Source organism: Pantoea sp. JV6 (assembly GCF_025910055.1).
In the GTDB taxonomy this organism is placed as follows: domain Bacteria; phylum Pseudomonadota; class Gammaproteobacteria; order Enterobacterales; family Enterobacteriaceae; genus Pantoea; species Pantoea agglomerans.
In genome coordinates this window covers 170,257-193,734 of sequence record NZ_JAPCIM010000022.1, presented here as the reverse complement: position 1 = coordinate 193,734, position 23,478 = coordinate 170,257, and the positions used below count along the sequence as shown (strand labels likewise).

General features: G+C 56.7%; 22 protein-coding genes. 9 read left to right on the top strand and 13 right to left on the bottom strand.

All coding sequences use genetic code 11. The annotated features are described in order from the left end of the window. The first annotated feature begins 6 nt into the window (after positions 1 to 6). The 3 genes from OK412_RS20760 (at position 7) to OK412_RS20750 (ending at position 3,492) form a co-directional block, all read left to right on the top strand. A complete protein-coding gene (locus OK412_RS20760) occupies positions 7 to 1,293 on the top strand; it encodes a TRAP transporter large permease (RefSeq protein WP_264353502.1) in 1,287 nt (428 codons plus the stop codon). A gap of 135 nt (positions 1,294 to 1,428) precedes the next feature. After that, positions 1,429 to 2,619 (top strand): cystathionine beta-lyase, encoded by a 1,191-nt coding sequence (gene metC, locus OK412_RS20755; RefSeq protein ID WP_089414911.1) that lies wholly within the window; start codon positions 1,429 to 1,431, stop codon positions 2,617 to 2,619. Between the two features lie 210 nt (positions 2,620 to 2,829). Next, complete coding sequence (locus OK412_RS20750; RefSeq protein ID WP_010249020.1) at positions 2,830 to 3,492, top strand: DedA family protein; 663 nt, start codon at positions 2,830 to 2,832, stop codon at positions 3,490 to 3,492. A 32-nt stretch (positions 3,493 to 3,524) separates the two neighbouring features. Here OK412_RS20750 and OK412_RS20745 read toward each other — a convergent pair whose 3' ends face one another. Then, positions 3,525 to 4,433: an AraC family transcriptional regulator gene (locus OK412_RS20745; protein WP_010249021.1), complete on the bottom strand. Its 909-nt coding sequence runs from the start codon at positions 4,431 to 4,433 to the stop codon at positions 3,525 to 3,527. 204 nt (positions 4,434 to 4,637) lie between these two features. Here OK412_RS20745 and dkgA point away from each other — a divergent pair, with 204 nt between their 5' ends. Beyond that, a complete protein-coding gene (gene dkgA, locus OK412_RS20740) occupies positions 4,638 to 5,462 on the top strand; it encodes a 2,5-didehydrogluconate reductase DkgA (protein ID WP_010249022.1) in 825 nt (274 codons plus the stop codon). A gap of 98 nt (positions 5,463 to 5,560) precedes the next feature. Here the strand turns inward: dkgA and ftsP are convergent, their stop codons facing one another. From ftsP to OK412_RS20720, 4 genes are all read right to left on the bottom strand, one after another. Then, on the bottom strand, positions 5,561 to 6,991 hold the full coding sequence (gene ftsP / locus OK412_RS20735; protein WP_264353501.1) for a cell division protein FtsP: 1,431 nt from the start codon (positions 6,989 to 6,991) through the stop codon (positions 5,561 to 5,563). 141 nt (positions 6,992 to 7,132) lie between these two features. After that, positions 7,133 to 7,870, bottom strand: coding sequence for a 1-acylglycerol-3-phosphate O-acyltransferase (locus OK412_RS20730; RefSeq protein ID WP_010671121.1), 738 nt, complete (start codon positions 7,868 to 7,870; stop codon positions 7,133 to 7,135). A 45-nt stretch (positions 7,871 to 7,915) separates the two neighbouring features. Beyond that, positions 7,916 to 10,189, bottom strand: coding sequence for a DNA topoisomerase IV subunit A (gene parC / locus OK412_RS20725; RefSeq protein ID WP_172608899.1), 2,274 nt, complete (start codon positions 10,187 to 10,189; stop codon positions 7,916 to 7,918). A 192-nt stretch (positions 10,190 to 10,381) separates the two neighbouring features. Beyond that, positions 10,382 to 11,146: a transporter substrate-binding domain-containing protein gene (locus tag OK412_RS20720; RefSeq protein WP_061703106.1), complete on the bottom strand. Its 765-nt coding sequence runs from the start codon at positions 11,144 to 11,146 to the stop codon at positions 10,382 to 10,384. Positions 11,147 to 11,313: 167 nt separating this feature from the next. On the opposite strand from OK412_RS20720, the gene OK412_RS20715 reads away from it, so the two are divergent. After that, positions 11,314 to 11,895, top strand: a complete 582-nt coding sequence (locus OK412_RS20715; RefSeq protein ID WP_010249028.1) for an NAD(P)H-dependent oxidoreductase — start codon at positions 11,314 to 11,316, stop codon at positions 11,893 to 11,895. Positions 11,896 to 11,943: 48 nt separating this feature from the next. Continuing rightward, positions 11,944 to 12,252, top strand: a complete 309-nt coding sequence (locus tag OK412_RS20710; RefSeq protein ID WP_010249029.1) for a putative quinol monooxygenase — start codon at positions 11,944 to 11,946, stop codon at positions 12,250 to 12,252. A gap of 295 nt (positions 12,253 to 12,547) precedes the next feature. On the opposite strand, the gene OK412_RS20705 is transcribed toward OK412_RS20710, so the two are convergent. From OK412_RS20705 to nudF, 6 genes are all read right to left on the bottom strand, one after another. Further along, positions 12,548 to 13,447: a LysR substrate-binding domain-containing protein gene (locus OK412_RS20705; protein WP_010671124.1), complete on the bottom strand. Its 900-nt coding sequence runs from the start codon at positions 13,445 to 13,447 to the stop codon at positions 12,548 to 12,550. Between the two features lie 94 nt (positions 13,448 to 13,541). Beyond that, the gene (gene parE, locus OK412_RS20700) at positions 13,542 to 15,437 is read right to left on the bottom strand and encodes a DNA topoisomerase IV subunit B (protein ID WP_010249031.1); all 1,896 of its coding nucleotides are present in this window, start codon (positions 15,435 to 15,437) and stop codon (positions 13,542 to 13,544) included. Between the two features lie 49 nt (positions 15,438 to 15,486). Continuing rightward, a complete protein-coding gene (yqiA, locus tag OK412_RS20695; RefSeq protein ID WP_010249032.1) occupies positions 15,487 to 16,068 on the bottom strand; it encodes an esterase YqiA in 582 nt (193 codons plus the stop codon). Positions 16,069 to 16,071: 3 nt separating this feature from the next. Then, positions 16,072 to 16,899: a 3',5'-cyclic-AMP phosphodiesterase gene (gene cpdA / locus OK412_RS20690; protein ID WP_022623882.1), complete on the bottom strand. Its 828-nt coding sequence runs from the start codon at positions 16,897 to 16,899 to the stop codon at positions 16,072 to 16,074. A 42-nt stretch (positions 16,900 to 16,941) separates the two neighbouring features. Next, complete coding sequence (locus OK412_RS20685) at positions 16,942 to 17,367, bottom strand: DUF1249 family protein (protein WP_008925735.1); 426 nt, start codon at positions 17,365 to 17,367, stop codon at positions 16,942 to 16,944. Continuing rightward, complete coding sequence (nudF, locus tag OK412_RS20680) at positions 17,364 to 17,999, bottom strand: ADP-ribose diphosphatase (RefSeq protein WP_010671126.1); 636 nt, start codon at positions 17,997 to 17,999, stop codon at positions 17,364 to 17,366. Before nudF ends, OK412_RS20685 begins: the two co-directional genes overlap by 4 nt. Before the next feature lie 213 nt (positions 18,000 to 18,212). On the opposite strand from nudF, the gene tolC reads away from it, so the two are divergent. The 3 genes from tolC (at position 18,213) to OK412_RS20665 (ending at position 21,661) form a co-directional block, all read left to right on the top strand. Then, on the top strand, positions 18,213 to 19,679 hold the full coding sequence (tolC, locus tag OK412_RS20675; RefSeq protein ID WP_010249035.1) for an outer membrane channel protein TolC: 1,467 nt from the start codon (positions 18,213 to 18,215) through the stop codon (positions 19,677 to 19,679). Between the two features lie 142 nt (positions 19,680 to 19,821). Continuing rightward, positions 19,822 to 20,493: a DUF1190 family protein gene (locus tag OK412_RS20670; protein ID WP_010249037.1), complete on the top strand. Its 672-nt coding sequence runs from the start codon at positions 19,822 to 19,824 to the stop codon at positions 20,491 to 20,493. A gap of 7 nt (positions 20,494 to 20,500) precedes the next feature. Continuing rightward, positions 20,501 to 21,661 carry a glutathionylspermidine synthase family protein gene (locus OK412_RS20665; protein ID WP_264353500.1) on the top strand — a complete coding sequence of 387 codons (1,161 nt, stop codon included), beginning with the start codon at positions 20,501 to 20,503 and terminating at the stop codon, positions 21,659 to 21,661. A 51-nt stretch (positions 21,662 to 21,712) separates the two neighbouring features. Here the strand turns inward: OK412_RS20665 and ygiD are convergent, their stop codons facing one another. Then, a complete protein-coding gene (gene ygiD / locus OK412_RS20660; RefSeq protein WP_191922340.1) occupies positions 21,713 to 22,498 on the bottom strand; it encodes a 4,5-DOPA dioxygenase extradiol in 786 nt (261 codons plus the stop codon). Positions 22,499 to 22,733: 235 nt separating this feature from the next. Further along, entirely contained in the window at positions 22,734 to 23,390 is a 657-nt protein-coding gene (ribB, locus tag OK412_RS20655; protein WP_022623886.1) for a 3,4-dihydroxy-2-butanone-4-phosphate synthase, read from the bottom strand. Between the last annotated feature and the right edge of the window lie 88 nt (positions 23,391 to 23,478).

Below are 23,478 nucleotides of genomic sequence, written 5' to 3'. Positions count from 1 at the left end.
AGAAAAATGGATGCATTGATCTTGATAGGCAGTTTGCTGGTGTTGCTAATGGTGGGTTTTCCGGTCGCCTTTGCGGTGGGGCTGAGCGCCTTTATTGGCGCCTGGTGGATCGATCTGCCGCTGGAAGCGGTGGTGATTCAGGTGACCAACGGCATTAACAAATTTTCGCTGCTGACTATCCCGTTCTTTATTCTCGCGGGTGCGATTATGGCGGAGGGCGGGATTGCCCGGCGGCTGGTCAACTTCGCCTATATCTTTGTCGGCTTTATCCGCGGTGGCCTGTCGCTGGTGAACATTGTCGCCTCCACCTTCTTTGGCGCGATTTCCGGCTCATCGGTGGCGGATACCGCCTCGATAGGCTCGGTGATGATTCCGCAGATGGAGGAGAAAGGCTATCCGCGTGATTTCGCCGCCGCAGTAACCGCCAGCGGCTCAGTGCAGGCGGTGCTGACGCCACCCAGCCACAACTCGGTGATTTACTCGCTGGCGACCGGCGGCATGGTGACCATCTCCTCGCTGTTTGTTGCCGGTATCTTTCCTGGCCTGCTGCTGGGTGGCTGCCTGATGGTAATGTGCCTCGGCTTTGCCCATAAACGCGGCTATCCCAAAGGGGAACGTATTCCGTTTCGTCAGGCGCTGAAAATCTTCTTCGACGCGTTCTGGGGCCTGTTTACCGTGGTGATCATTATGGGTGGCATTCTCTCCGGCATCTTTACCGCCTCGGAGTCCGCCGCGATCGCCTGTATCTGGGCCTTTTTCGTCACCATGTTTATCTACCGTGACTTTAAATGGAACCAGCTGCATATCCTGCTGTTCCGCACCATTAAAACCGTCACCATCGTGATGGTGCTGATCGCCTTCGCGGCCGGATTCGGCGCGGTGATGACCTTTATGCAACTGCCGACGATTATCACCGAGGCGTTCACCAGCCTCTCTGATAACAAATATGTGATCCTGATGTGTATCAACATCCTGCTACTGGTGGTGGGAACGCTGATGGATATGGCACCGCTGATCCTGATCCTGACGCCGGTGCTGTTGCCGGTCGCCACCGCGCTTGGCGTCGATCCGGTTCACTTCGGCATGATCATGCTGACCAACCTCGGGATCGGCCTGATCACCCCGCCGGTCGGTACGGTACTGTTTGTCGCCAGTGCGGTCAGTAAGCAGAAAATCGAGCAGGTGGTCAGAGCCATGCTGCCGTTTTACGGCATGCTGTTTATCGTGCTGATGCTGATTACCTATATTCCCGCCATCTCCCTCTGGTTACCGCGCCTGATGGGCGTGATGTAGCGTCGGCAAAATCGGGTCCGGTGGCGGACCCGATTTTCATCCTGCGAAGCACTCTGATAATCACCATTGAGTCTCAACCCTGCTGGTCGTTTCGTGGTAACGTGAGGGCTTAGTCAGAAGCGGCAAAGGCGACTCATGACCACCAGAAAAATTGATACCACGCTCGTCAGTGCAGGACGCAGCAAGCGTTATACCCAGGGCTCGGTGAACAGTGTGATTCAACGGGCCTCCTCGCTGGTTTTTGATACGGTCGCGGAGAAGAAACGCGCCACCGCCGGTCGGGCAAAAGGCGAACTCTTTTATGGCCGTCGTGGCACCCTGACGCACTTTGCGCTGCAGGATGCGATGACGGAGCTGGAAGGCGGCGCAGGCTGTGTGCTCTACCCCTGCGGCGCGGCTGCCGTGGCGAACGCGATTCTGGCGTTTGTCGAGGCGGGCGACCACGTGCTGATGAGTGGCGCAGTCTATGAACCGACCCAGGATTTCTGTACTAAAATCCTGACTAAGCTGCAGGTTTCAACGGGCTGGTTCGATCACTGTATCGGCAGTGAAATCGGTGAGCTGGTGCAGCCCAATACCCGGGTCGTTTTCCTGGAATCACCGGCCTCTATCACGATGGAAGTTCAGGATATTCCGGCGATTGTTACGGCGGTTCGCGCCAAAGCGCCCGAGGCGATCATTATGATCGACAACACCTGGGCGGCCGGTATTTTATTTGATGCGCTGGCGCACGGCATCGATATTTCGATTCAGGCGGGCACCAAATATCTGATTGGTCACAGCGATGCGATGATCGGCACGGCGGTCGCCAATGCGCGCTGTATCGATCAGCTGCGCGAGAACTCCTATCTGATGGGTCAGATGGTCGATGCCGATACCGCCTACATGGCGAGCCGGGGGCTGCGCACGCTGGGTACCCGTCTGCGTCAGCATGAAGAGAGCGCGATTCAGGTGGCAGAGTGGCTGGCAGCGCGTCCCGAAGTGGCGCGGGTTAATCACCCGGCGCTGGCGCAGAGCAAAGGTCATCAGTTCTGGCAGCGTGATTTTAACGGCAGCAGCGGCCTGTTCTCTTTTATCCTGCAGGAAAAACTCAGCGCGCCCCAGCTGGCGGAATATCTCGATCACTTCCATCATTTCAGCATGGCTTACTCCTGGGGCGGCTATGAATCGCTGATCCTGGCAAATCAGCCGGAAGAGCTGGCCGCGATTCGTCCGGCGGGTGGAGTCGACTTCACCGGTACGCTGGTGCGACTGCATATTGGTCTGGAGCACGTTGACGATCTGCTGGCTGACCTGGACGCCGGTTTTGCGCGCCTGACGCGTTAATAAACTCAGGCAAAAGATAAACAGACGCTAAACAGAAGATGAACCGGGTAGCGGCCACCCGCAGAGTTTGCCGGGCTGCTGCTCATTTATTGTTAAAATTTATCCCAGACCGTTCAGGTCATCAGTGAGGTCGCTGCATTTATTGCGCAGCGCCGCGACCGATTGCCTGAATGCAGACGGATAGTTCCTTGTGACGTGATGGAATAGCAAATGGGTGTTTTACACGAGATTGTCCACGCGCTCTGGCATCAGGATTTTGCCGCGCTGGCAAATCCGGATGTGGTGTGGGTGGTGTACGGCGTGATGTTCCTGACGCTGTTTCTGGAAAATGGGCTGTTACCCGCCTCTTTCCTGCCGGGCGATAGCCTGCTGCTGCTGGCGGGTGCGATGGTGGCAAAAGGGGTGATGGATTTTGTGCCGACGATGGTGATCCTCACCACCGCCGCCAGCCTGGGCTGCTGGCTGAGCTATCTGCAGGGTCGCTGGCTGGGGAATACCCGGCTGGTGAAGAGCTGGCTGATGCATCTGCCCGCGCAGTATCACCAGCGCGCGTGGAATATGTTTAACCGTCACGGCCTGATGGCGCTGCTGGTCGGCCGTTTTCTGGCCTTCATCCGGACGATCCTGCCAACCATGGCGGGCATTGCGGGCTTGCAGAATGGTCGCTTCCAGCTGTTCAACTGGCTCAGCGGCGTGCTGTGGGTCGGCATCGTCGTGACGTTTGGCTATGGCATCAGCCAGGTGCCGTTCATCAAGCGTCATGAAGATCAGGTGATGGCGATCCTGATGATACTGCCGATGGTGTTGCTGTTTCTCGGGCTGTTCGGCAGTATTCTGGTTATCTGGAAAAAGCGTCGGCAGAAACAGGCCTGACGTCAGCGCGTAGCATCAGGATCCGCCGCCACTCAGGCGGACGGATCCGCTACTGTCTGCCGCACACGATTCACCTCTTCCCCTGGCGTCACGCCAAAATAGCGCTTAAATTCCCGCGAAAACTGTGAGGGACTTTCATAGCCAACCCGCACCGCCGCCGCACTCGCTTTCAGTCCATCGTGCAGCATCAGCAATCGCGCCTGATGCAGGCGATATCGCTTGAGATACTGCAGGGGCGACGTCTGCGTGACCGCTTTAAAGTTATGATGAAAGGCTGAAACGCTCATGTTCACTTCCGCCGCCAGCGCATCGACGCTGAGGTTTTCCGCATAGTGATTCTCAATCCGTCGCAGGGCACGCGCGATCAGGCTGAATTGCGTCTGTCGGCTCACCAGTGAGAGCAGCGCACCACCAATCGGGCCAGTCAGCACGTAGTAGATAATCTCCCGCACGATGTGCGGCCCCAGCACCCGCGCATCGCGTGGCTGGGTCATCACATCAAGCAGCCGCTCAGCGGCACACAGCATCGGTTCCGTCAGCCACGCCGAGTGGATCCCCGAGGTCTGCGGCTGCGGCTGGAACTGATCGTCATCGCCGATTTCAATCAGCAGATCCTGCAGGCTGGCGGTATCGACATTAAGGCACAGCCCGGCAATCGGCACCTCTGGCGAGGCCCAGGTTTCGCACTCCACCGGCAGCGGCACCGTGAGCATCAGGTACTTGCTGGCGTCATACTGAAACACCGTGCTGCCGAGATAGCCGGTTTTGCTGCCCTGAAACAGGATCACAATGCCGGGCTGATACATCATCGGCGTACGGGGACGATATTGATTAGCGTAAATCAGCGACACATTTTCGACCGGACAAAGACGGTCGTGACCATGGGTCATTAATGTGACGACCTGCTGCGCCAGCCGGTGACACAGGGCATCGTGCGCCATAGCGACTCCTTTTACGGGCAAAAAACCAGTGTGCCGTGCGAATGCCTGAATCACCAGCAGCCTGGAGAATCAGGCAAGAAATTTACCGGATCGGGCATGGCGGCAGAACCGCTGTTGTTGCCTCAGCTAAGCAGGCTGAGAATTGTTGGCTAGACTTAAGCACAGTGAAATCTCACGGATTAACCGCAACGGAAAGGAGCAACTATGGCAGACCAACCCATTATCAAACTGCGCGATGGCAATATGATGCCGCAACTCGGACTCGGTGTGTGGCAGGCCAGCATTGAAGATGCACGTCATGCGGTGCTGAAAGCGCTGGAGGTCGGCTATCGCTCAATCGATACCGCCGCCGCCTATAAGAATGAAGAGGCGATTGGCCAGGCACTGCAGGAAACTGACGTGCCGCGTGAAGAGATTTTCGTGACCACCAAACTCTGGAACGACGATCAGCAGAACGTTCAGCAGGCGATGGAAACCAGCCTGGAGAAACTGAAACTGGAGCAGGTTGATCTCTATCTGATGCACTGGCCGTGCCCGGAAAAAGACAATTATGTCGATGCCTGGAAGAAGATGATTGAACTGCAGCAGCAGGGGCTGACTAAAAGTATCGGCGTCTGTAACTTCCATGAGGCGCATCTGAAGCGACTGCTGGATGAAACCGGTGTCACGCCGGTGGTGAACCAGATTGAGCTGCACCCGATGCTACAGCAGCGCACGCTGCATGCGTGGAACGCACTGCATCAGATCCAGACCGAATCCTGGAGTCCGCTGGCGCAGGGCGGCAAAGGGGTCTTCGATCAGGAGATCATCAAGTCGCTGGCGAAGAAATATGGCAAGACGCCGGCACAGATCGTGATCCGCTGGCATCTGGATAGCGGCCTGGTGGTGATTCCGAAGTCGGTGACACCAGCCCGCATTGAAGAAAACTTTAAGGTGTTCGACTTCCGTCTGGACAAGCATGAAGTGAGCGATATTGCGAAGCTGGACAGCGGCAATCGTCTGGGGCCGGATCCGGAAACCTTTAACTAAAGCTGGGCGCCATCGGGTGAACTCACCTTCTCTGCCCTGCGGCTGGGGCAGCTAACGATTAACGCGGTCAGGCGGGCTCTCCCTGCCTGACCGCGCTGTTATGCGCTGGACTGCACCACCAGCTGACCGGCAGTACCGCGGTCGGCCAGTTCCAGCGTCTGACTGTAGTAGACGAACGGGAAGTGATCTGACGAACTTTGCGGGAAAGTGACCATCAGTTCCACGCTGCCATCGACCCACACCGTATCTTTCCAGCCACGATCTTCGCCCATCGGCTGCGCACCATTGACACTTTTAATCAGGAACATCACGCCCTGGATATGCAGCGACTGTGGCCGGTCAGCATGCAGGATCCAGCGCTCAAAGGTGCCCTGCTGTGCCGTGGTGTCAATGCGGCTCATATCCCAGATCGCGCCGTTAATGCCCGGCATGCTGTCACCGATGCGGAATTCACGGGTGCGAACCGCCACGCCATCCAGAATCTGATCGGCCAGCAGCCGCATCGGCAGATTATCCGTCACCAGCGGCAGCAAGCCGGTTGGCCGCAGCGTCAGGATCAGGGTTGACGTCAGAATGGAGGATGGCTCAAAGAAGCCGCGCAGCCGATCCATAATGCCCGCCGCCGTACCTGCGGTAATCGACACTTCATCGCCCTGCGACATATCCACCAGCACTTCGCGGCGTTCGCCCGGCGCCAGTGACAGGCGCTGCACCGCGACCGGCGCAGGCAGATAGCCCTGATCGCTGGCGATGACCATAAACGGGCGATTGTCGCTGAGCACCATCTCATAGCGGCGCGCATTCGAGGCGTTCAGCAGACGCAGACGCACCCAGCCGCGTGATACCTCCACAAACGGATTGCGTACGCCATTCACCAGCAGCGTGTCGCCCAGGAAACCACCATCCTGCGGCGGGTCATAGACCGGCGTGGCAAAGTTATCGAGCCGCTTGTCCTGAATGATAATCGGGAAGTCATCGACGCCGTAATGCTTCGGCAACGGCAGCTGCCTGCCAATATCATCTTCCACCAGCCACATCCCCGCCAGTCCGTTATAGATGTGCGGAGCCATGCGGTTCGGTGTATTGGCGTGATACCAGCAGGTTGAGGCCGCCTGACGAATCGGCAGCACCGGCGACCAGTCGACACCGGCTGACATCATACGCGGCGCGCCCCCCATCAGCGCACCCGGCAACTGCAGGCCGCTGATAGTCATGGAGACCGGCTCGTTCAGACGATTGCTGTAGATCAGCTTAACGTCATCGCCGCTGTAAACCCGGACGGTCGGGCCAAGATAGAGGCCATTAATGCCCCACACCGGCACTTTGTTGTTGTCGCCATTAAAAGACCAGTGGCTGCGCTGCATTGTCAGGAACAGCGGCTGGCCGCGACGGGATTCCAGCAACGGCGGAACCGGAAGTGGCGTGTCGCCATTAGCTGAAGAAGCGGCACGCGCCGCATGAGGTAGTACACTGGCGCTAAGCGCCGCTCCGGCAGAAAGCTGGATGAACTGACGTCTGCTGAAAGACATAAAACTTCTGACCCTTTACGCGTGGCGCTAAGCGCCGACCCTGTTTTTATTGATCTGTTTTTGCTGTGCTGCGTTCACGGCGGGCGGACGTGCCCCGCCGTGCGGCATCCCTGCAGGATAGTTCGGCGAATGGTTCGCCGGTCAGATATTTCCGTTTTTTTCGCGTTCTGCGACTTCGGCGTTCAGCTCTTCCAGCTTTGCCGCCATCAGTTCGCGACAGTGGGTCGCCAGCTTACGCACCGACGACGACTCGAAAGCCTTTACATCAATCGGTGGCAGCATCTCAACGATCACCAGCCCGTTTTTCCAGCGATTGAGGTTGATCTTGCCATGCGTGTTAGAGACCACAATCGGAATGATCGGCACACCCGCCGCCACAGCGGCGTGAAAGGCACCGGTTTTAAACGGCAGCAGGCCACGACCACGGCTGCGCGTTCCTTCCGGGAACATCCAGATGGAGATGCGCTTACTGTTAAACTCATCTACCAGCTGACCGATCGTGCCGCGTGCTTTTGCACGGTCATCGCGATCGATCAACAGGTTACCGGTCAGCCAGTAGAGCAGGCCAAAAAATGGCACCCACAACAGGCTCTTCTTGCCCACCGTCACCGTACAGGGCTGCACCATTTTAGCCGCGGTGACCATGTCGTAGTTGTTCTGATGGTTCGCGATGTAGATCGCATTACCATAATTCTCAGCACCTTCCGGTCTGCGCAGTTCTACTTTAAGGCCAAACACCGTCGACAGTTTGCCGAACAGATGGCCAAATGTGGCGACATGACGCGGATTGCGCGGTGAAAACAGACACCAGATACAGCCAGATATACAGACTAAGATCGAATAGATGACGACAATAATGGCACGCAGAATCAGTAACATAGTTCCCTCATTGAGCCACGGCTGACGCGGTGTCAGCCGGGTAGTTTACGCTTCGCTATCCGGGCTCGCCGGACGCGCAGGCGCATCCAGTTCAACACGATCAATTTTTTGCAGGCCGCGCGGTAACAGCGTGCCGCGACGTCCGCGATCGGCGCGGAATTTTTGTAGCTCTTCACTGCGCAGCAGCATTTTACGCTTGCCTACGTGCAGCGTGATAGCGCTGCCCGGCGGTAAAATCATCAGCCAGGCCAGTTTGTCCTGACCGGCGGCCGCTTCCGCGGATGGAATCGAGATGATTTTGTTGCCCTTGCCTTTCGACATCTGCGGCAGCTCCCCGACCGGGAACATCAGCATCCGTCCCGCCTGCGTGATCGCCAGCAGCATGTCATCTTCATGATGGACGGCCATCGGCGTCATCACGCGGGCGTTTTCCGGCAGCGTCAGCAGCGCTTTACCGGCGCGGTTGCGCGACACCAGATCGCTGAAGGTACAGATAAAGCCGTAACCCGCATCAGAGGCCATCAGCAGGCGCTGGTCATCCGGCTCCATCAGCACCTGTTCAACTATCGCACCCGGCGGTGGCGTCAGCTTGCCGGTCAGCGGCTCGCCCTGCCCGCGCGCTGAAGGCAGCGACGTCGGATCCAGCGTGTAGCTGCGGCCGGTGGAGTCGATAAAGGCCACCGGCTGATTGCTCTTGCCGCGTGCCGCAGCCAGATAGCTGTCGCCGGCTTTGTAGCTGAGTCCGGCTGGATCGATATCGTGGCCTTTGGCGCTACGCACCCAGCCCATCTGCGACAGCACAATGGTCACCGGTTCAGACGGCACCAGCTCGGTTTCGCTCAGGGCTTTGGCTTCTTCACGCTCACGCAGCGGCGAGCGACGATCGTCGCCGTAGCTGGCGCTGTCAGCCTGTAACTCTTTTTTCAGCAGGGTATTCATCTTGCGTTCAGAGGCCAGCGTGGCCTGCAGCTGATCGCGCTCTTTTTCCAGCTCCGCCTGCTCGCCACGGATCTTCATCTCTTCCAGTTTTGCCAGGTGGCGCAACTTCAGTTCGAGGATCGACTCGGCCTGGGTTTCGCTGATGCCAAAGCGTGACATCAGGACCGGCTTAGGCTCATCCTCAGTACGGATGATCTCGATCACTTCATCGATGTTCAGGAACGCAACCAGCAAACCTTCCAGGATATGCAGGCGGCGCAGCACGCGATCCAGGCGGTGATTCAGACGACGTTTGACCGTATCTCGGCGGAACACCAGCCATTCGGTCAGGATCTCATGCAGGTTTTTCACCGCCGGGCGGTTATCCAGCCCGATCATGTTGAGGTTAACGCGGTAGCTCTTTTCCAGATCGGTGGTGGCGAACAGATGGTTCATCACCTGATCGAGATCGACGCGGTTGGAGCGCGGAACGATCACCAGGCGGGTCGGGTTTTCGTGATCCGATTCATCACGCAGATCCTCCACCATCGGCAGTTTTTTATTGCGCATCTGGTTCGCAATCTGCTCCAGCACGCGCGCGCCCGACACCTGATGCGGCAGCGCGGTAATCACCGCCTCGCCCTCTTCCTTCTTCCAGACTGCACGCTGGCGAATCGAGCCGCGACCGGTCTGATAGATTTTGCGGATCTCGTCACGCGGCGTGATGATCTCCGCCTCTGTAGGATAATCAGGCCCCTGGACAATATCCAGCAGCTGTTCCAGCGTGGTTTTCGGTGAGTCGATCAGTGCGATGGCGGCCTGAGCCACTTCGCGCAGGTTGTGCGGCGGAATATCGGTCGCCATACCCACGGCAATCCCGGTGGTGCCGTTCAGCAGAATATTGGGCAGGCGCGCCGGTAACATCTTCGGCTCCTGCAGCGTGCCATCAAAGTTCGGCTGATAATCGACCGTCCCCTGACCCAGCTCACCCAGCAGCAGCTCGGCATATTTTGACAGGCGGGATTCGGTGTAACGCATCGCCGCGAACGACTTGGGATCATCCGGTGCCCCCCAGTTACCCTGGCCATCGACCAGCGGATAACGGTAGGAGAACGGCTGCGCCATCAGCACCATCGCTTCATAGCAGGCGCTGTCGCCGTGCGGATGGTATTTACCCAGCACGTCACCTACGGTACGCGCCGATTTTTTGAATTTTGCGCTGGCGCTCAGTCCCAGTTCGGACATGGCGTAGACGATACGTCGCTGAACCGGCTTTAATCCGTCGCCAATGTAAGGCAGGGCGCGGTCCATGATGACGTACATCGAATAGTTTAAGTACGCATTCTCGGTGAATGTGTGCAGGGCAAGACGCTCTGCACCATCCTGAGTCAGTTCACTCATTAATTTCTCATCCTCACATCGTGGCCCACAACGGCGGGACACCCGGCGGTGGTTTGGCGAGGATAGTACCTTATTCGCTGGTGTTAGTCACAGGGGAAGCGCGGGAGAGCAGGCGTCCCGCCGCGCGATTTCATGTGCCGGAGGCACGCCGGATTCAGACCGGCAAGTGTCTGACCTGTCTGTGGAAGTGGCTCAGGGCTTTGCACCCATCCACTGGCGGGCAATGTCACGATATTCGCCGGTGGCTGTGCTGAGATGCAGCCACTGATCGACATAGAGCTTCCAGCTGATATCGTCGCGCGGAATCATGTAAGCCTTCTCGCCATACTGCAGCGGTTTGTCGGGATTGATCGCGCAGAGCGTCGGGTAATGCTGCTGCTGAAAACGCGCTTCAGAGGCATCGGTGATCATCACATCCGCCTTGTTGTCCACCAGTTGCCGGAAGATGGTGACGTTATCGTGGAACAGCGTCAGTGAGGCCTTTGGCAGGTGGCTGTGCACAAAGGCTTCGTTGGTGCCGCCTGCCGGTTCAATCAGCCGCACGTCAGGCCGGTTGAGCTGTTCGATGGTCTGGAAGCGATCTTTATCGCTGCAGCGCACCAGTGGGATTTTGCCATCCACATCCAGCGGCCGGGCGAACCAGGCGGTCTGCTGGCGTTTCAGCGTGACGGAGACGCCGCCGACGGCGATATCACACTGCTTTGCCAGAAAATCGGGCATCAGGTTTTTCCAGCTGGTTGGCACCCACTCCACTTTCGCGCCGAGCGAGGTAGCCAGCGCGTTCGCCATGCTGATATCCAGCCCTTCATACTGACCATCGGGTCGCAGGTAGCTGTAAGGCTTGTAATCCCCGGTGGTGCAGACCTTAAGCGTTTTAGAACTGAGGATGGTGTCGAGATGAGATTGTGCCTGGACAGCACCGGTGGCCAGCAGCAAAGAGAGGACAATTTTTTTCATTTTGCGTTTTTCTATAATTGTTTCACAGTGAGTTTGCCTGCCGATGGTGCCATAAACCGGCGCATTGTTGCTTCCACAGCAAAAGTGTTGTGATCAACCTCCCATTTTTCTGCGACCGCAGCGCGCGTAAGCTAAGCGCCATATTCAGGAAATGAGGCAAACAATTCATGAGCAAGATTTTAATTATCGATGGCGGCAAAACGTTTGCCCACTCTAAAGGCGAACTGAACCACACGCTGACCGACGTTGCGGCCAGCCAGTTGCGTGACATGGGGCATGAGGTGTCTGTGACCCTGGCTGACAGCGACTACGTGGTCGCAGATGAAGTGCAGAAATATGTCGACAGTGATGTGGTGATTTATCAGATGCCAGGCTGGTGGATGGGCGAGCCGTGGACCGTGAAGCGTTATATCGATGAAGTCTTTACCGAAGGCCACGGCTCGCTCTACGCCAGTGATGGCCGTACCCGTTCTGATGCGGCGAAGAAATATGGTTCCGGCGGTCTGCTGCAGGGCAAAAAATATATGCTGTCACTGACCTGGAACGCGCCGCTGCAGGCCTTTACCGATCCGGAGCAGTTCTTTGAAGGCGTCGGCGTCGACGGTCTTTATCTGCACTTCCACAAAGCCAACCAGTTCCTGGGCATGGAAGCGCTGCCGACCTTTATCTGCAACGATGTGATTAAAGCGCCGGACGTGCCACGCGATATTGCCGCTTATCGGACCCATCTTAGTCGCGTTTTTGCGTAAGATGGCTGGGGGATACCCCCTATTTTCTCACGAAAGAGGAATTCGCGAATGTTAACAGTCGTTGCTGAAATTTGTGTCAAACCCGGTCGCCGTCAGGCCGTGCTGGATGCGGTGAAAAAACTGATCCCGCTGGTTTTAGAAGAAGAAGGCTGCCATCAGTATGACGCGCTGCTGGACCATCAGGCGCAGGTGCCGTGGAAACAGAACTCGCCGGACTCCATTTTTATGCTGGAACAGTGGGAAACGCTGCGTCATCTGGAGCAGCATCAGCAGATGCCGCACATGGATGCGCATCGCGCCATCATTAAAGATGATGTGGTGGATGTGAAGATTCTGGTGCTGGAACCCAGCGCCTGATTCGTGCTGAAGGCTTAACCCCTTTTCGGTAAACGGGGTCAGGCTGCTGACAACCTCAAACCTGAGTGCCTCTGGCAGCAATGAATTAGCTCAACGCGAAGGGAACACGGTCAGAAGAGGAAAGCGTCCCGCGCCAGGGATGGCGCGGGTAGAGCGACCAGGGACTGGCTTGAGCGCCTTTCCGATCTGACCGTGTTCCCTGTGCAAGCACAATCTCACAGCGAATCCGGCCAGACTTGCCAGCATCTCCAAACCCCTGCCCTATGACAGGGGTTTTTTATTATGGCAGGAGAGATCATAGCAGCTGACGCCGATCAATCTCGGTGCGGAGAAAATCCAGGAAGCAGCCGATACGCGAAGAGAGCGTGGTGTTGCGGTAATAGACCGCATGCACCGGCAACCGCAGCTCGCGGGTTTCAGCGGGGAGAACCGGCACCAGCCGTCCTGCCGCGCAATCTTCCCGGCTGACAAAGTCGGAGAGGCGTGCGATCCCCTGTCCTGCCAGCGCCAGCTGCCGGATGGTTTCGCCGCTGGAGGCAGAGATTGTGGGCTTAATGCGCATGAAATCGCCATCAGGCTGCCAGATCGGCCAGACGTTGTGCGCCTCAAGATGGCTGAAGCCGATGATTTGATGCTGCGCGAGATCGGCCACGCTCTGCGGGGTGCCCGCTTTCGCCAGATAGGCCGGACTGGCCATCAGCCGGATCGCACTGCTGCCAAGCATCCGGGCGCGCAGCGTAGAGTCGCGCAGTTCGCCGATGCGAATGGCAATATCCGTTTGCTGCTCCAGCAGATCGATCAGGATATCGTCAGTATTCAGTTCAAGCTGGATCAGGGGATAGCGGGCGCGGAAATCGTCCACCAGCGGCACAATCACATGCAGCATAAAAGGGGTGGCGGCGTTTACCCGCAGCCGCCCTGACGGCATCTCGCGCCGCAGGGCTATCTGCTCTTCGGCCTGCTCAACCGAGGCCAGGATCTGTCGCGCATGCTCCAGAAAAACCTGTCCCTCTTCGGTCAGCGCCAGCCGTCGGGTGGTGCGATGCAGCAGGGTGGTCTGCAGCTTGCTCTCCAGCCGGGACAACGCCCGGCTGATGCCCGAACTGGTCTGCGCCAGCTGGGATGCCGCCGCGGTAATAGAACCGCTGTCCACCACCGCCACCCAGGCACGTAACTCTTCCAGGGTAATTTTCACAAGGATTACTGTCTCTGCTCTGAATCTGCCGGGTTCTCCGGGGATGTGCTGGCTGAAGCACAAAGAGAACAGGACGCTTTCGCGTCCTGTTTTTTTACACTTCGATATCGGCCTTGTCGCCTTTTTCCTGCAACCAGTTACGCCGGTCTTCGGAGCGTTTCTTCGCCAGCAGCATATCCATCATGCGCAGCGTCTGGTCGATATCCTCTTCACTGATGGTCAGCTGTACCAGACGGCGGGTATTCGGATCCAGCGTTGTTTCGCGCAGCTGCAAAGGGTTCATCTCACCCAGCCCTTTAAAGCGCTGAACGTTAGGTTTGCCCTTTTTGCGTTTCAGCTGCTCCAGCACGCCCTCTTTCTCATCTTCATCCAGCGCGTAGTAGACCTCTTTACCGAGATCGATACGGTAGAGCGGCGGCATGGCAACGTAGACGTGTCCGTTTCTGACCAGTGAACGGAAATGTTTCACGAACAGGGCACACAGCAGCGTGGCGATGTGCAGACCATCCGAGTCCGCATCCGCCAGAATGCAGATCTTGCCGTAGCGCAGCTGTGAAAGATCTTCGCTGTCGGGATCGATGCCGATCGCCACGGAAATATCATGCACTTCCTGCGACGCCAGCACCTCATCGGAAGAGACTTCCCAGGTGTTAAGGATCTTGCCCTTAAGCGGCATGATCGCCTGATATTCACGATCGCGCGCCTGCTTGGCCGAGCCGCCTGCCGAGTCCCCTTCGACCAGGAACAGTTCTGTTTTATTCAGATCCTGCGCGGTGCAGTCCGCCAGTTTGCCCGGCAGCGCCGGACCGCTGGTGAGCTTTTTACGCACCACTTTTTTGGCTGCCCGCATACGTCGCTGGGCGCTGGAGATCGCCAGCTCAGCCAGTTGCTCTGCGATCTGGATATTCTGGTTCAGCCACAGGCTGAAGGCATCTTTTACCACGCCAGAGACAAAGGCTGCGCACTGACGTGAAGAGAGACGCTCTTTGGTCTGCCCGGCGAACTGCGGATCCTGCATTTTTACCGACAGCACATAGGCGCAGCGATCCCAGATATCTTCAGCGGAGAGCTTCACGCCACGCGGCAGAATGTTGCGGTATTCGCAGAACTCGCGCATCGCATCCAGCAGCCCCTGACGCAGGCCGTTGACGTGAGTCCCGCCCTGCATGGTCGGGATCAGGTTAACGTAGCTTTCAGTTAACAGCTCACCGCCTTCCGGCAGCCACAACAGCGCCCAGTCAACCGCTTCCACATCGCCAGCAAAGCTGCCGACAAACGGTTTTTCCGGCAGCGTCGGTAAGCCATTCACCGCTTCGCACAGGTAGTCAGTCAGGCCATCTTCGTAGCACCAGGTCTGTTCGGTATTGTTCAGCTTGTCTTTAAAGACAATCTCAACGCCAGGACAGAGCACCGCTTTGGCTTTCAGCAGATGTGATAAGCGTGACACCGAAAAACGTGGGCTGTCGAAGAAGCTTTCATCGGGCCAGAAATGGACGCGCGTGCCGGTGTTGCGTTTAGCCACCGTGCCGGTAACCGTGAGATCCTGGACTTTGTCGCCATTCTCAAACGCCATGTCATAGATTTCGCCATTACGGCGCACCGTGACTTCGACGCGTTTTGACAGGGCGTTAACCACCGAGATGCCGACGCCGTGCAGGCCGCCCGAGAACTGATAGTTTTTATTGGAGAACTTGCCGCCCGCGTGCAGACGACACAGGATCAGCTCGACGGCAGGCACGCCCTCTTCCGGATGAATATCCACCGGCATGCCGCGACCATCATCAATAACTTCCAGCGACTGGTCAGCGTGCAGAATCACTTCAACCCGCTTCGCGTGGCCGCCCAGCGCCTCATCGACGCTGTTATCAATCACTTCCTGACCCAAATGGTTGGGTCGCGTCGTATCGGTGTACATCCCCGGGCGACGGCGAACAGGCTCAAGGCCAGTCAGGACCTCAATGGCATCCGCGTTATAGTTAGATTGACTCATCGTAAATGTCTGATTAGAAGGGTGAAATGGGGTGCGATTTCCGCATTACTCAGGGATGATTCAGACCGAGAAAGTCCAGAATCTGCGGGAAATGGCGCTCGAATCCAGTAAATGCATGATTCCCGCCCTCTTCTACCGTGTGACGGCACGCGCTGTAATAGTCGAGCGCCTGACGGTAATCGAGAACTTCATCGCCGGTCTGTTGCAGCAGCCAGAGTAAATCGGGCGCTTCCAGCGGTTCAATCTGCATTACTTTCAGATCGTAAATGTGGCGTGACTCTAACACATATTGCTGGCCGGTGTAGGGATTCTGATTTTCGCCCAGGAAATCCGCCAGCAGCTCAAAAGGCCGCACCGCGGGATTGACGACCACAGCAGGCAGCATAAAGCATTGCGACAGCCAGGTAGCGTAATAACCGCCCAGCGAAGAGCCCACCAGCCCCAGCGTTTCGCCGCTGCGGCTCAGTACCAGATCTTCCAGCATTGCGGCTGCATCGGCCGGAAACGTCGGCAGCTGGGGCACGATCATTTCGATCTCCGGATGCTGCGCCTCTAACCATTGCCGGAACTGCGTCGCCTTAGCCGACTGCGGCGAGCTGTTAAAACCGTGCAGATAGAGTAATGCCGCCACGCGTCAGTATCCTTCTGAGTCTAAATCGGGACGAAAAGCGTCGGTGTCGAGCCGGTTAACCTCGGTCTCAAGGCCGCCATCCGGATACAGCGTGAACCAGCGCCAGCCTGGTGCCACGGTGTCAATCGTAAAGCTGGTGCAGTGCGGTTTGAACTGAACGCAGGTTGAAGGGGTGGCCAGCACACGACGACCGTGCCACTCAAGGTCCAGCTCCTGGTGAATATGACCACAGACCAGCGTCCGGGCTAACGGGTAATGCTGTAACACCGCATCGAGCTGATGTGAGTTGCGCAGGCTGTGCTGATCGAGCCAGGTACAGCCAGAGGCCAGCGGATGGTGGTGCAGCAGCACCAGCGTATGACGTTGCGGATAGCGGGCCAGCGCGTTATCGAGCCACTCCAGCTGATAATCGCTCAGCATCCCGTGCGGCACACCTGAGACCTGGCTGTCCAGCAACACAATCTGCCACTGCTCACCCACCAGCACCTGCTTGTGGGCATTGATATGAGCGGCTGCCAGCGTGTCGAACATCGCGGGCTGAAAATCGTGATTACCGGGCAGCCAGACGCAGGGCCGCGGCAAACGTGAGATGCCCTCAGCAAAATGCTGATAGGCTTCGATAGAGTGATCCTGGGCGAGATCGCCGGTGGCGATAATCAGGTCGTAGTCACGATGTTGCGCAATAATCGCATCCAGCACCGCTTTATAGCTCGACCAGGTGTTCACCCCAAGCAGCGATTCATGTTTTCCCGCGAACAGGTGGGTATCCGTGATTTGCAAAATCCTGATTTCGGAACCGTTCGCTGCAGGAAGAGTTAGCAGGCTATCCAAAGCGTTTCCTTCGTCTCCACGCCATTTACTGCATTATACGCATCAGCAGACCGGAACTGCCATCGCACCATGTGCCAGGCAGTAGCGCAGCCAGTCTGCGAGAAACTGGTTTATCTGATGTTTTTCATCGCGCTGATGCAATTTTTTATTAGGATAATCATAGCGCGCTTTGAAACGATAGATCTGTTGAGTTGAACACACTTCGGCGACCATCGCATCGTGATAGAGCCTTACCGACATCGAGGGCAGACTCCAGTAACTCACGGCAGGCGCGACCTGGCGGATCTCCACCAGCGTGGTGTAGCGTGTCGACTCCTGGATCGTCAGCTGATAACGGGCGCCACTCACCTGATAGATCACCGATTCTCCCGCCTCATCGTTACGCGGCAGCAGGCGGCGTAACTGGGCGAAATTGGTTTCGCAGAGCCGCATCATTTCGGGAAAGTCAGGGGTATAGCGCTGTTTCATTTTTGTATCCACTCTTCGCGTAGTTTCTCATGGTGCAACGCCAGCCATTGCAGGGCGATGACAGACGCCGCATTGTCAATTATCCCCTCTTCCACCCAGCGGTAAGCCTGTTCGCGGCTTACCACATGGACAAGAATATCCTCATTCTCTTCCTCCAGACCATGGCATCCCTCTGCCTGGCTGGCATCCACTTCCCCAATCAGCACCGACAGACGTTCGCTGGTGCCGCCAGGGCTGGCCAGATAGTTAAGCATGGGCTTAATCCGGCCGACCTCTAATCCTGCTTCTTCAACGGCTTCACGGCGCACGACCTGCTCGACAGATTCACCGGGCTCAATAATGCCGGCGACCATCTCCAGCAGCCAGGGCGAAGCACTGCTGTCATAAGCCGGGATGCGGATCTGTTCAATCAGCACCACTTCATCGCGTAAGGGATCATAAGGTAGCAGCACGGCGGCATGTCCGCGCTCAAAAACTTCGCGCTGTACTTCCCCACTCATTTCGCCGTTAAACTGGCGGTGGCGGAAGCGATAACGTACGACGGAAAAAAAACCATCATAGACGGTTTCGCGTGCAATAATTTCTACATCGTTTTTTGTGAAAGTCACAGGGGATTTTTTTTCTTCCGGCATCATCGGGTTCCTTATGCAGATTGAGGTGGAGCGAAAAAAGCCTGTAACCGTGCTCCATGTAAGTGGTTCTTTCTGAATTATTTACGTAAATTAGGGGGAGAAGGCACGTTCAGCCAACTTATCTCACAGTTGCCCTCTGCTAGAATCGGCGATAATTTTTTGGCTTACCCGGCAGCGCACCCACTGCAATTTGCTGCAACAAAAGGAATGCAAATGAAAAAACTGCTCCCATTTTTTATTGGGCTGAGCCTGGGCGGTTTCAGCTTCGCCAGCCAGGCCGAAGACCTGCTTCAGGTTTATCAACAAGCACGTCTGAGCAACCCGGATCTGCGCAGCGCCGCTGCCGATCGCGATTCTGCCTTTGAGAAAATCAACGAAGCGCGTAGCCCATTACTACCCCAGCTCGGCCTGGGTGCAGACTACACCTATAACAACGGCTATCGCGACAGTAGCGGTCTCCATTCCAACACGACCAGCGGCTCGCTGCAATTAACCCAGACTATTTTCGACATGTCGAAATGGCGCGCACTGACCCTGCAGGAAAAAGCTGCCGGTATCCAGGATGTGACCTATCAGGTGGCGCAGCAGGATCTGATTCTGAACACCGCGACCGCCTACTTCAACGTGCTGAAAGCGATTGATACCCTTTCTTACACCGAAGCGCAGAAACAGTCGATCTATCGCGAACTGGATCAAACTACCCAGCGCTTTAACGTTGGCCTGGTTGCCATTACTGACGTACAGAACGCCCGTGCGCAATATGACAGCGTGCTGGCTAACGAAGTGACCGCGCGTAATAACCTCGATAACAACGTGGAAACGCTGCGTCAGATCACCGGCATGGACTACATGTCGCTGGCGTCGCTGAGCATTGATCGCTTCAGAACCGATAAGCCCGAACCGGTCAGCGCGCTGCTTAAGCAGGCGGAAAGCCGTAACCTGTCGCTGCTCTCTGCGCGTCTGAACCAGGATTTAGCCCGTGAGCAGATTCGCTCCGCTGAAGCTGGTCACATGCCGACGCTGGGTCTGACGGCCTCTACCGGCATGTCGAACAGCAAATATGGCGGCAGCCGTGCGAACCAGAGCCAGGGGTCTACTGACTCCATTACCGGTTCTAACCAGGTGGGTCTGAGCTTCTCACTGCCACTCTATAGCGGCGGCAGCGTCACCTCTCAGGTGAAACAGGCACAGTACAGCTTCGTCAGCGCCAGTGAATCGCTGGAAAGCGCGCACCGCTCTGCGGTTCAGACAGTCCGCTCATCGTTTAACAACGTGAATGCTTCTATCAGCAGCATCAACGCTTATAAACAGGCCGTGGTCTCTGCGCAAAGCTCTCTGGATGCGTCAGAAGCGGGCTATCAGGTTGGTACGCGTACTATCGTTGATGTGCTGGATGCAACCACCGTGCTCTACAACGCTAAGCAGCAGCTCTCTGATGCGCGCTATAGCTATCTGATTAACCAGCTGAATATCAGCTATGCGCTGGGTACGCTCAATGAGCAGAGCCTGCAGAAACTGAACAGCCAGCTGGGTAAAGAGATCCCGACGTCACCGGAAACGGTAGCACCGGAAAATGCACAGCAGACCGCTCGCGTGGATAGCGGTCCGGCGGCAACCGGCTCTTCTGAGGCAGCGCGTCCTGCGGCTCGCCACAGCAGCGGTAATCCTTTCGGTAATTAATGAGCGGACGGGCTGCTTTGCGGCCCGTCTCTCTGTTGAACGTATAACTAAGTAAAGATCCCTGTTGCATCAGGCCTCCAGCTTCAATTTTACCCCCCCATCCCCTATTCTATGCGCTACCTTTGGGCACAGGATAATCATAATGAAACGCACAAAATCTATTCGCTATGCCGCTTTTCGCAAAAGCTGGCAGGCACGCCATTTAACGCCCGTTGCTATCGCCGTTTCGGCGGTATTTATGCTGGCTGGTTGTGAACAGAACGACGAAACAGTTTCGATGTACCAGAATGCCGATGACTGTTCAAAAGCCAATCCGGGCCAGAGTGCGCAATGTACTACCGCATTCAATGAAGCGAAAAAAGAGGCGGAACGCACCGCGCCAAAATATGCCACGCGTGAAGATTGTGTCGCTGAATTTGGTGAAAACCAGTGTCAGCAGACACCGGCTCAGGCGGGCGTGGGCACCACTAATGCCGAATCGCAGCAGAGTGGCGGCAGCTTCTGGATGCCACTGATGGCAGGTTACATGATGGGTCGCATGATGGGCGGTGGTTCGGGCTTTGCACAGCAACCGCTCTTCTCACCGAAAAATGCCCGCAGCCCGGCCAATGGTCAGTTTGTTGATGCATCAGGCCGTAATTATGGTGCAGCAACATCCGGCAAAAGCATGACCGTGCCGAAAACGGCGCTGGCACCAAAACCGGCTACCACCTCCACCATTACCCGTGGTGGCTTTGGTGAAACCGTCGCGAAGCAGAACAGCATGCAGCGTAGCAGCGCCAGCGGCACTTCCAGCCGCTCAATGGGAGGCTAACGCCCCGATGGAACGCATTGCCATTTCAGAGCGCCCAGGCTGGCGCGAAAAAGCCACCGAGTTCGGTTTTCGTTTTCACACCATGCATGGTGAACCCTACTGGTGTGAAGATGCTTATTATCAGTTCACGCTGGCGCAAATCGAGCATCTGGAAGATGTGACCGCTGAATTACATCAAATGTGCCTGCAGGTGGTGGAAAAAGTGGTTAACAGCGAAGCGCTGCTGGCTAAATTCCGCATTCCTAAACACACCTGGGACTTTGTGCGCGATTCATGGCATCAGCGTCAGCCTTCGCTTTACTCTCGTCTGGATCTCGCCTGGGATGGCAAAGGCGATGTAAAGCTGCTGGAGAACAATGCCGATACGCCGACCTCGCTGTATGAAGCGGCATTTTTCCAGTGGCTGTGGCTGGAGGACCAGCTTAACGCCGGTCAGCTCCCCGCAGGCAGCGATCAGTTTAATAGCCTGCAGGAAAAGCTGATTGAACGCTTCGCCGCGTTACATCAGCAGCACGGCTTCAACTGGCTGCACTTCGCCTGCTGCCGTGATACTGACGAAGATCGCGGCACCGTGCAATATCTTCAGGATTGCGCCACCGAAGCGGGATTGCCGAGTGAGTTTCTCTACATGGATGAAATTGGACTGGGCGAAAAAGGGGAATTTACCGACGCCCAGGATCAGGTGATTAGCAACCTGTTCAAGCTCTATCCGTGGGAATTCATGCTGCGTGAGATGTTCTCCACCAAGCTGGGCGATGCTGGCGTGCGCTGGCTGGAACCGGCCTGGAAAAGCATTATCTCGAATAAAGCCTTGCTGCCGTTGCTGTGGGAGATGTTCCCGAATCACCCTAACCTGCTGCCCGCCTGGTTCGCGGAAGATGACGTGCCGCACATGGACAGATATGTGGTGAAGCCGCTGTTTTCACGTGAAGGTGCCAACATCCGCATCGTGGAAAATGGTCAGGAAATCGCCCGCGTCGATGGACCCTATGGCGAAGAGGGAATGATCGTCCAGCAGTTCCATCCGCTGCCTAAGTTTGGCGACAGCTATACGCTGATCGGCAGCTGGCTGATTGACGATCAACCGGCCGGTATCGGCCTGCGGGAAGATCGCGACCTGATCACGCAGGATCTTTCCCGTTTCTATCCGCACGCTTTTATTGGTTAATGCAGCGCGATAATAACAGGCCAGCTTCTGGCCTGTTTTCTTCTGGCTTCCCTAACCTACCTGAACCGACAACATGCTGATCGCCCCCATCTCCATGCCATCAACCGGAATGCTGATGGCGTCATCTGGCTGACGTGCGCCAAGTACATAGAGCAGCGGCAGATAGTGCTCAGGTGTCGGATTAGAAAGCGCCGCACCAGGATGATCCATAAACTTAACCAGCGGATGAGAAGCAGCATCGCTCTGCACCGCCAGGTTATCGCGGACAAACTGTTCAAAACTGCTGGCCCATGGATAAACTTCGCTGTTGCCATCCCAGCGCACTTTACGCAGGTTATGTACCACGTTGCCGCTGGCAACGATCATCACGCCCTGATCGCGCAGTGCAGCCAGTTTCTGGCCCATCTCAAAGTGCCATGCCGCAGGTTTGGTGCCATCAATGCTTAGCTGGACCACCGGAATATCGGCCTCCGGATACATCTTGATCAGTACACCCCAGGAACCATGATCCAGTCCCCACTCGTGATCCAGCGTCACCGCAACGGGCGCTAACTGCTCCACCAGCTGCTGCGCCAGTTCAGGCGATCCCGGTGCCGGATAGCGCGTATCAAACAGCGCCTGCGGAAAGCCCCCAAAATCATGAATGGTCTCAGGCTGTGCCATTGCCGTCACGGCGGTACCGCGCGTATACCAGTGCGCCGAAACCGCAATAATCGCGCGTGGACGTGGCAGAGTATCGCCCAGGTGACGCCACGCGGCGGTATAGCGATTCTCTTCAAGGGCATTCATCGGGCTGCCGTGACCCAAAAACAGCGCTGGCATTCGTAACTGGCTCATTCGTGATCCCCGGGATCGAGTATTTGATAGCCATTACGATACGCGCATCCGCTGCTTTATCACGCGGATAACCATGATGGTGATCATCAGGAAATTTGAATGAAATTTAACGTGGCAGGTTTAACAGCGCTTCGGCATGAAGGAGAGAGGAGAAGTCAGCGGTCAGGCCGCGCCATTCCTGGGCGGCAGGAAGAAAAACAGGCTCGAGAGGAGCCTGTTTATCGCGGCAGCCAGATTAGCTGGCGTGGCGTGTTTCGTGCGCGCGACGCCAGGCGATCAGATCTTCGATGGTCACCACCGGCATGTTGTGCTGACGGGCGAACGCAATCGCTTCTGGCGCATGGGCCATGGTGCCATCGTCGTTGGTCAGTTCGCACAGCACACCTGCGGGCTTAAAGCCGGCCAGGGTGACTAAATCAATAGTCGCTTCGGTATGCCCGCCACGGGTTAATACGCCGCCTTCGCTGGCACGCAGCGGGAAGACATGACCAGGGCGATGCAGATCGGTGGGTTTGGCATTGTCGGCAATGGCGGCGCGGATGGTGGTGATACGATCCTGCGCGGAGACGCCCGTGGTGACGCCTTCTGCGGCCTCAATGGTCACGGTGAAGCCAGTGCCGAAAGAGCTGGTGTTGTTTTCCACCATCATTGGCAGATCGAGCTGCTGGCGACGCGCTTCGGTCAGGCAAAGGCAGACGATGCCGCTGCCGTGACGGATAGTCAGTGCCATCTGTTCAACGGTCATGGTTTCTGCGGCGAAGATCATGTCGCCTTCGTTTTCGCGATTTTCATCGTCGAGTACCATCACACCGCGTCCCTCACGCAGGGCGGCGATAGCACGTTCTACACGCTGTTCAGGCGTGCCAAATTCAGAAAGTAGCGTCTGATTCATGGTAATAAAAACCTTAAAATGTATGGGTTACCAGAATCAGGGCGTGCTTAGGAGTGACGTCAAAAAGACGTGGCAATAACGTGAAGCA

Excerpts from the sequence above, each read along its gene's own strand:
- parE (WP_010249031.1), bottom strand. The coding sequence starts at position 15,437 with ATGAGTCAATCTAACTATAACGCGGATGCCATTGAGGTCCTGACTGGC.
- OK412_RS20745 (WP_010249021.1), bottom strand. The coding sequence starts at position 4,433 with ATGGCGCACGATGCCCTGTGTCACCGGCTGGCGCAGCAGGTCGTCACA.
- OK412_RS20730 (WP_010671121.1), bottom strand. The coding sequence starts at position 7,870 with ATGTTACTGATTCTGCGTGCCATTATTGTCGTCATCTATTCGATCTTA.
- ftsP (WP_264353501.1), bottom strand. The coding sequence starts at position 6,991 with ATGTCTTTCAGCAGACGTCAGTTCATCCAGCTTTCTGCCGGAGCGGCG.
- OK412_RS20670 (WP_010249037.1), top strand. The coding sequence starts at position 19,822 with ATGAAACGCACAAAATCTATTCGCTATGCCGCTTTTCGCAAAAGCTGG.
- nudF (WP_010671126.1), bottom strand. The coding sequence starts at position 17,999 with ATGCCGGAAGAAAAAAAATCCCCTGTGACTTTCACAAAAAACGATGTA.
- OK412_RS20715 (WP_010249028.1), top strand. The coding sequence starts at position 11,314 with ATGAGCAAGATTTTAATTATCGATGGCGGCAAAACGTTTGCCCACTCT.
- parC (WP_172608899.1), bottom strand. The coding sequence starts at position 10,189 with ATGAGTGAACTGACTCAGGATGGTGCAGAGCGTCTTGCCCTGCACACA.
- metC (WP_089414911.1), top strand. The coding sequence starts at position 1,429 with ATGACCACCAGAAAAATTGATACCACGCTCGTCAGTGCAGGACGCAGC.
- OK412_RS20760 (WP_264353502.1), top strand. The coding sequence starts at position 7 with ATGGATGCATTGATCTTGATAGGCAGTTTGCTGGTGTTGCTAATGGTG.
- OK412_RS20720 (WP_061703106.1), bottom strand. The coding sequence starts at position 11,146 with ATGAAAAAAATTGTCCTCTCTTTGCTGCTGGCCACCGGTGCTGTCCAG.
- OK412_RS20750 (WP_010249020.1), top strand. The coding sequence starts at position 2,830 with ATGGGTGTTTTACACGAGATTGTCCACGCGCTCTGGCATCAGGATTTT.
- ribB (WP_022623886.1), bottom strand. The coding sequence starts at position 23,390 with ATGAATCAGACGCTACTTTCTGAATTTGGCACGCCTGAACAGCGTGTA.
- OK412_RS20665 (WP_264353500.1), top strand. The coding sequence starts at position 20,501 with ATGGAACGCATTGCCATTTCAGAGCGCCCAGGCTGGCGCGAAAAAGCC.
- dkgA (WP_010249022.1), top strand. The coding sequence starts at position 4,638 with ATGGCAGACCAACCCATTATCAAACTGCGCGATGGCAATATGATGCCG.
- ygiD (WP_191922340.1), bottom strand. The coding sequence starts at position 22,498 with ATGAGCCAGTTACGAATGCCAGCGCTGTTTTTGGGTCACGGCAGCCCG.
- OK412_RS20685 (WP_008925735.1), bottom strand. The coding sequence starts at position 17,367 with ATGAAACAGCGCTATACCCCTGACTTTCCCGAAATGATGCGGCTCTGC.
- tolC (WP_010249035.1), top strand. The coding sequence starts at position 18,213 with ATGAAAAAACTGCTCCCATTTTTTATTGGGCTGAGCCTGGGCGGTTTC.
- OK412_RS20710 (WP_010249029.1), top strand. The coding sequence starts at position 11,944 with ATGTTAACAGTCGTTGCTGAAATTTGTGTCAAACCCGGTCGCCGTCAG.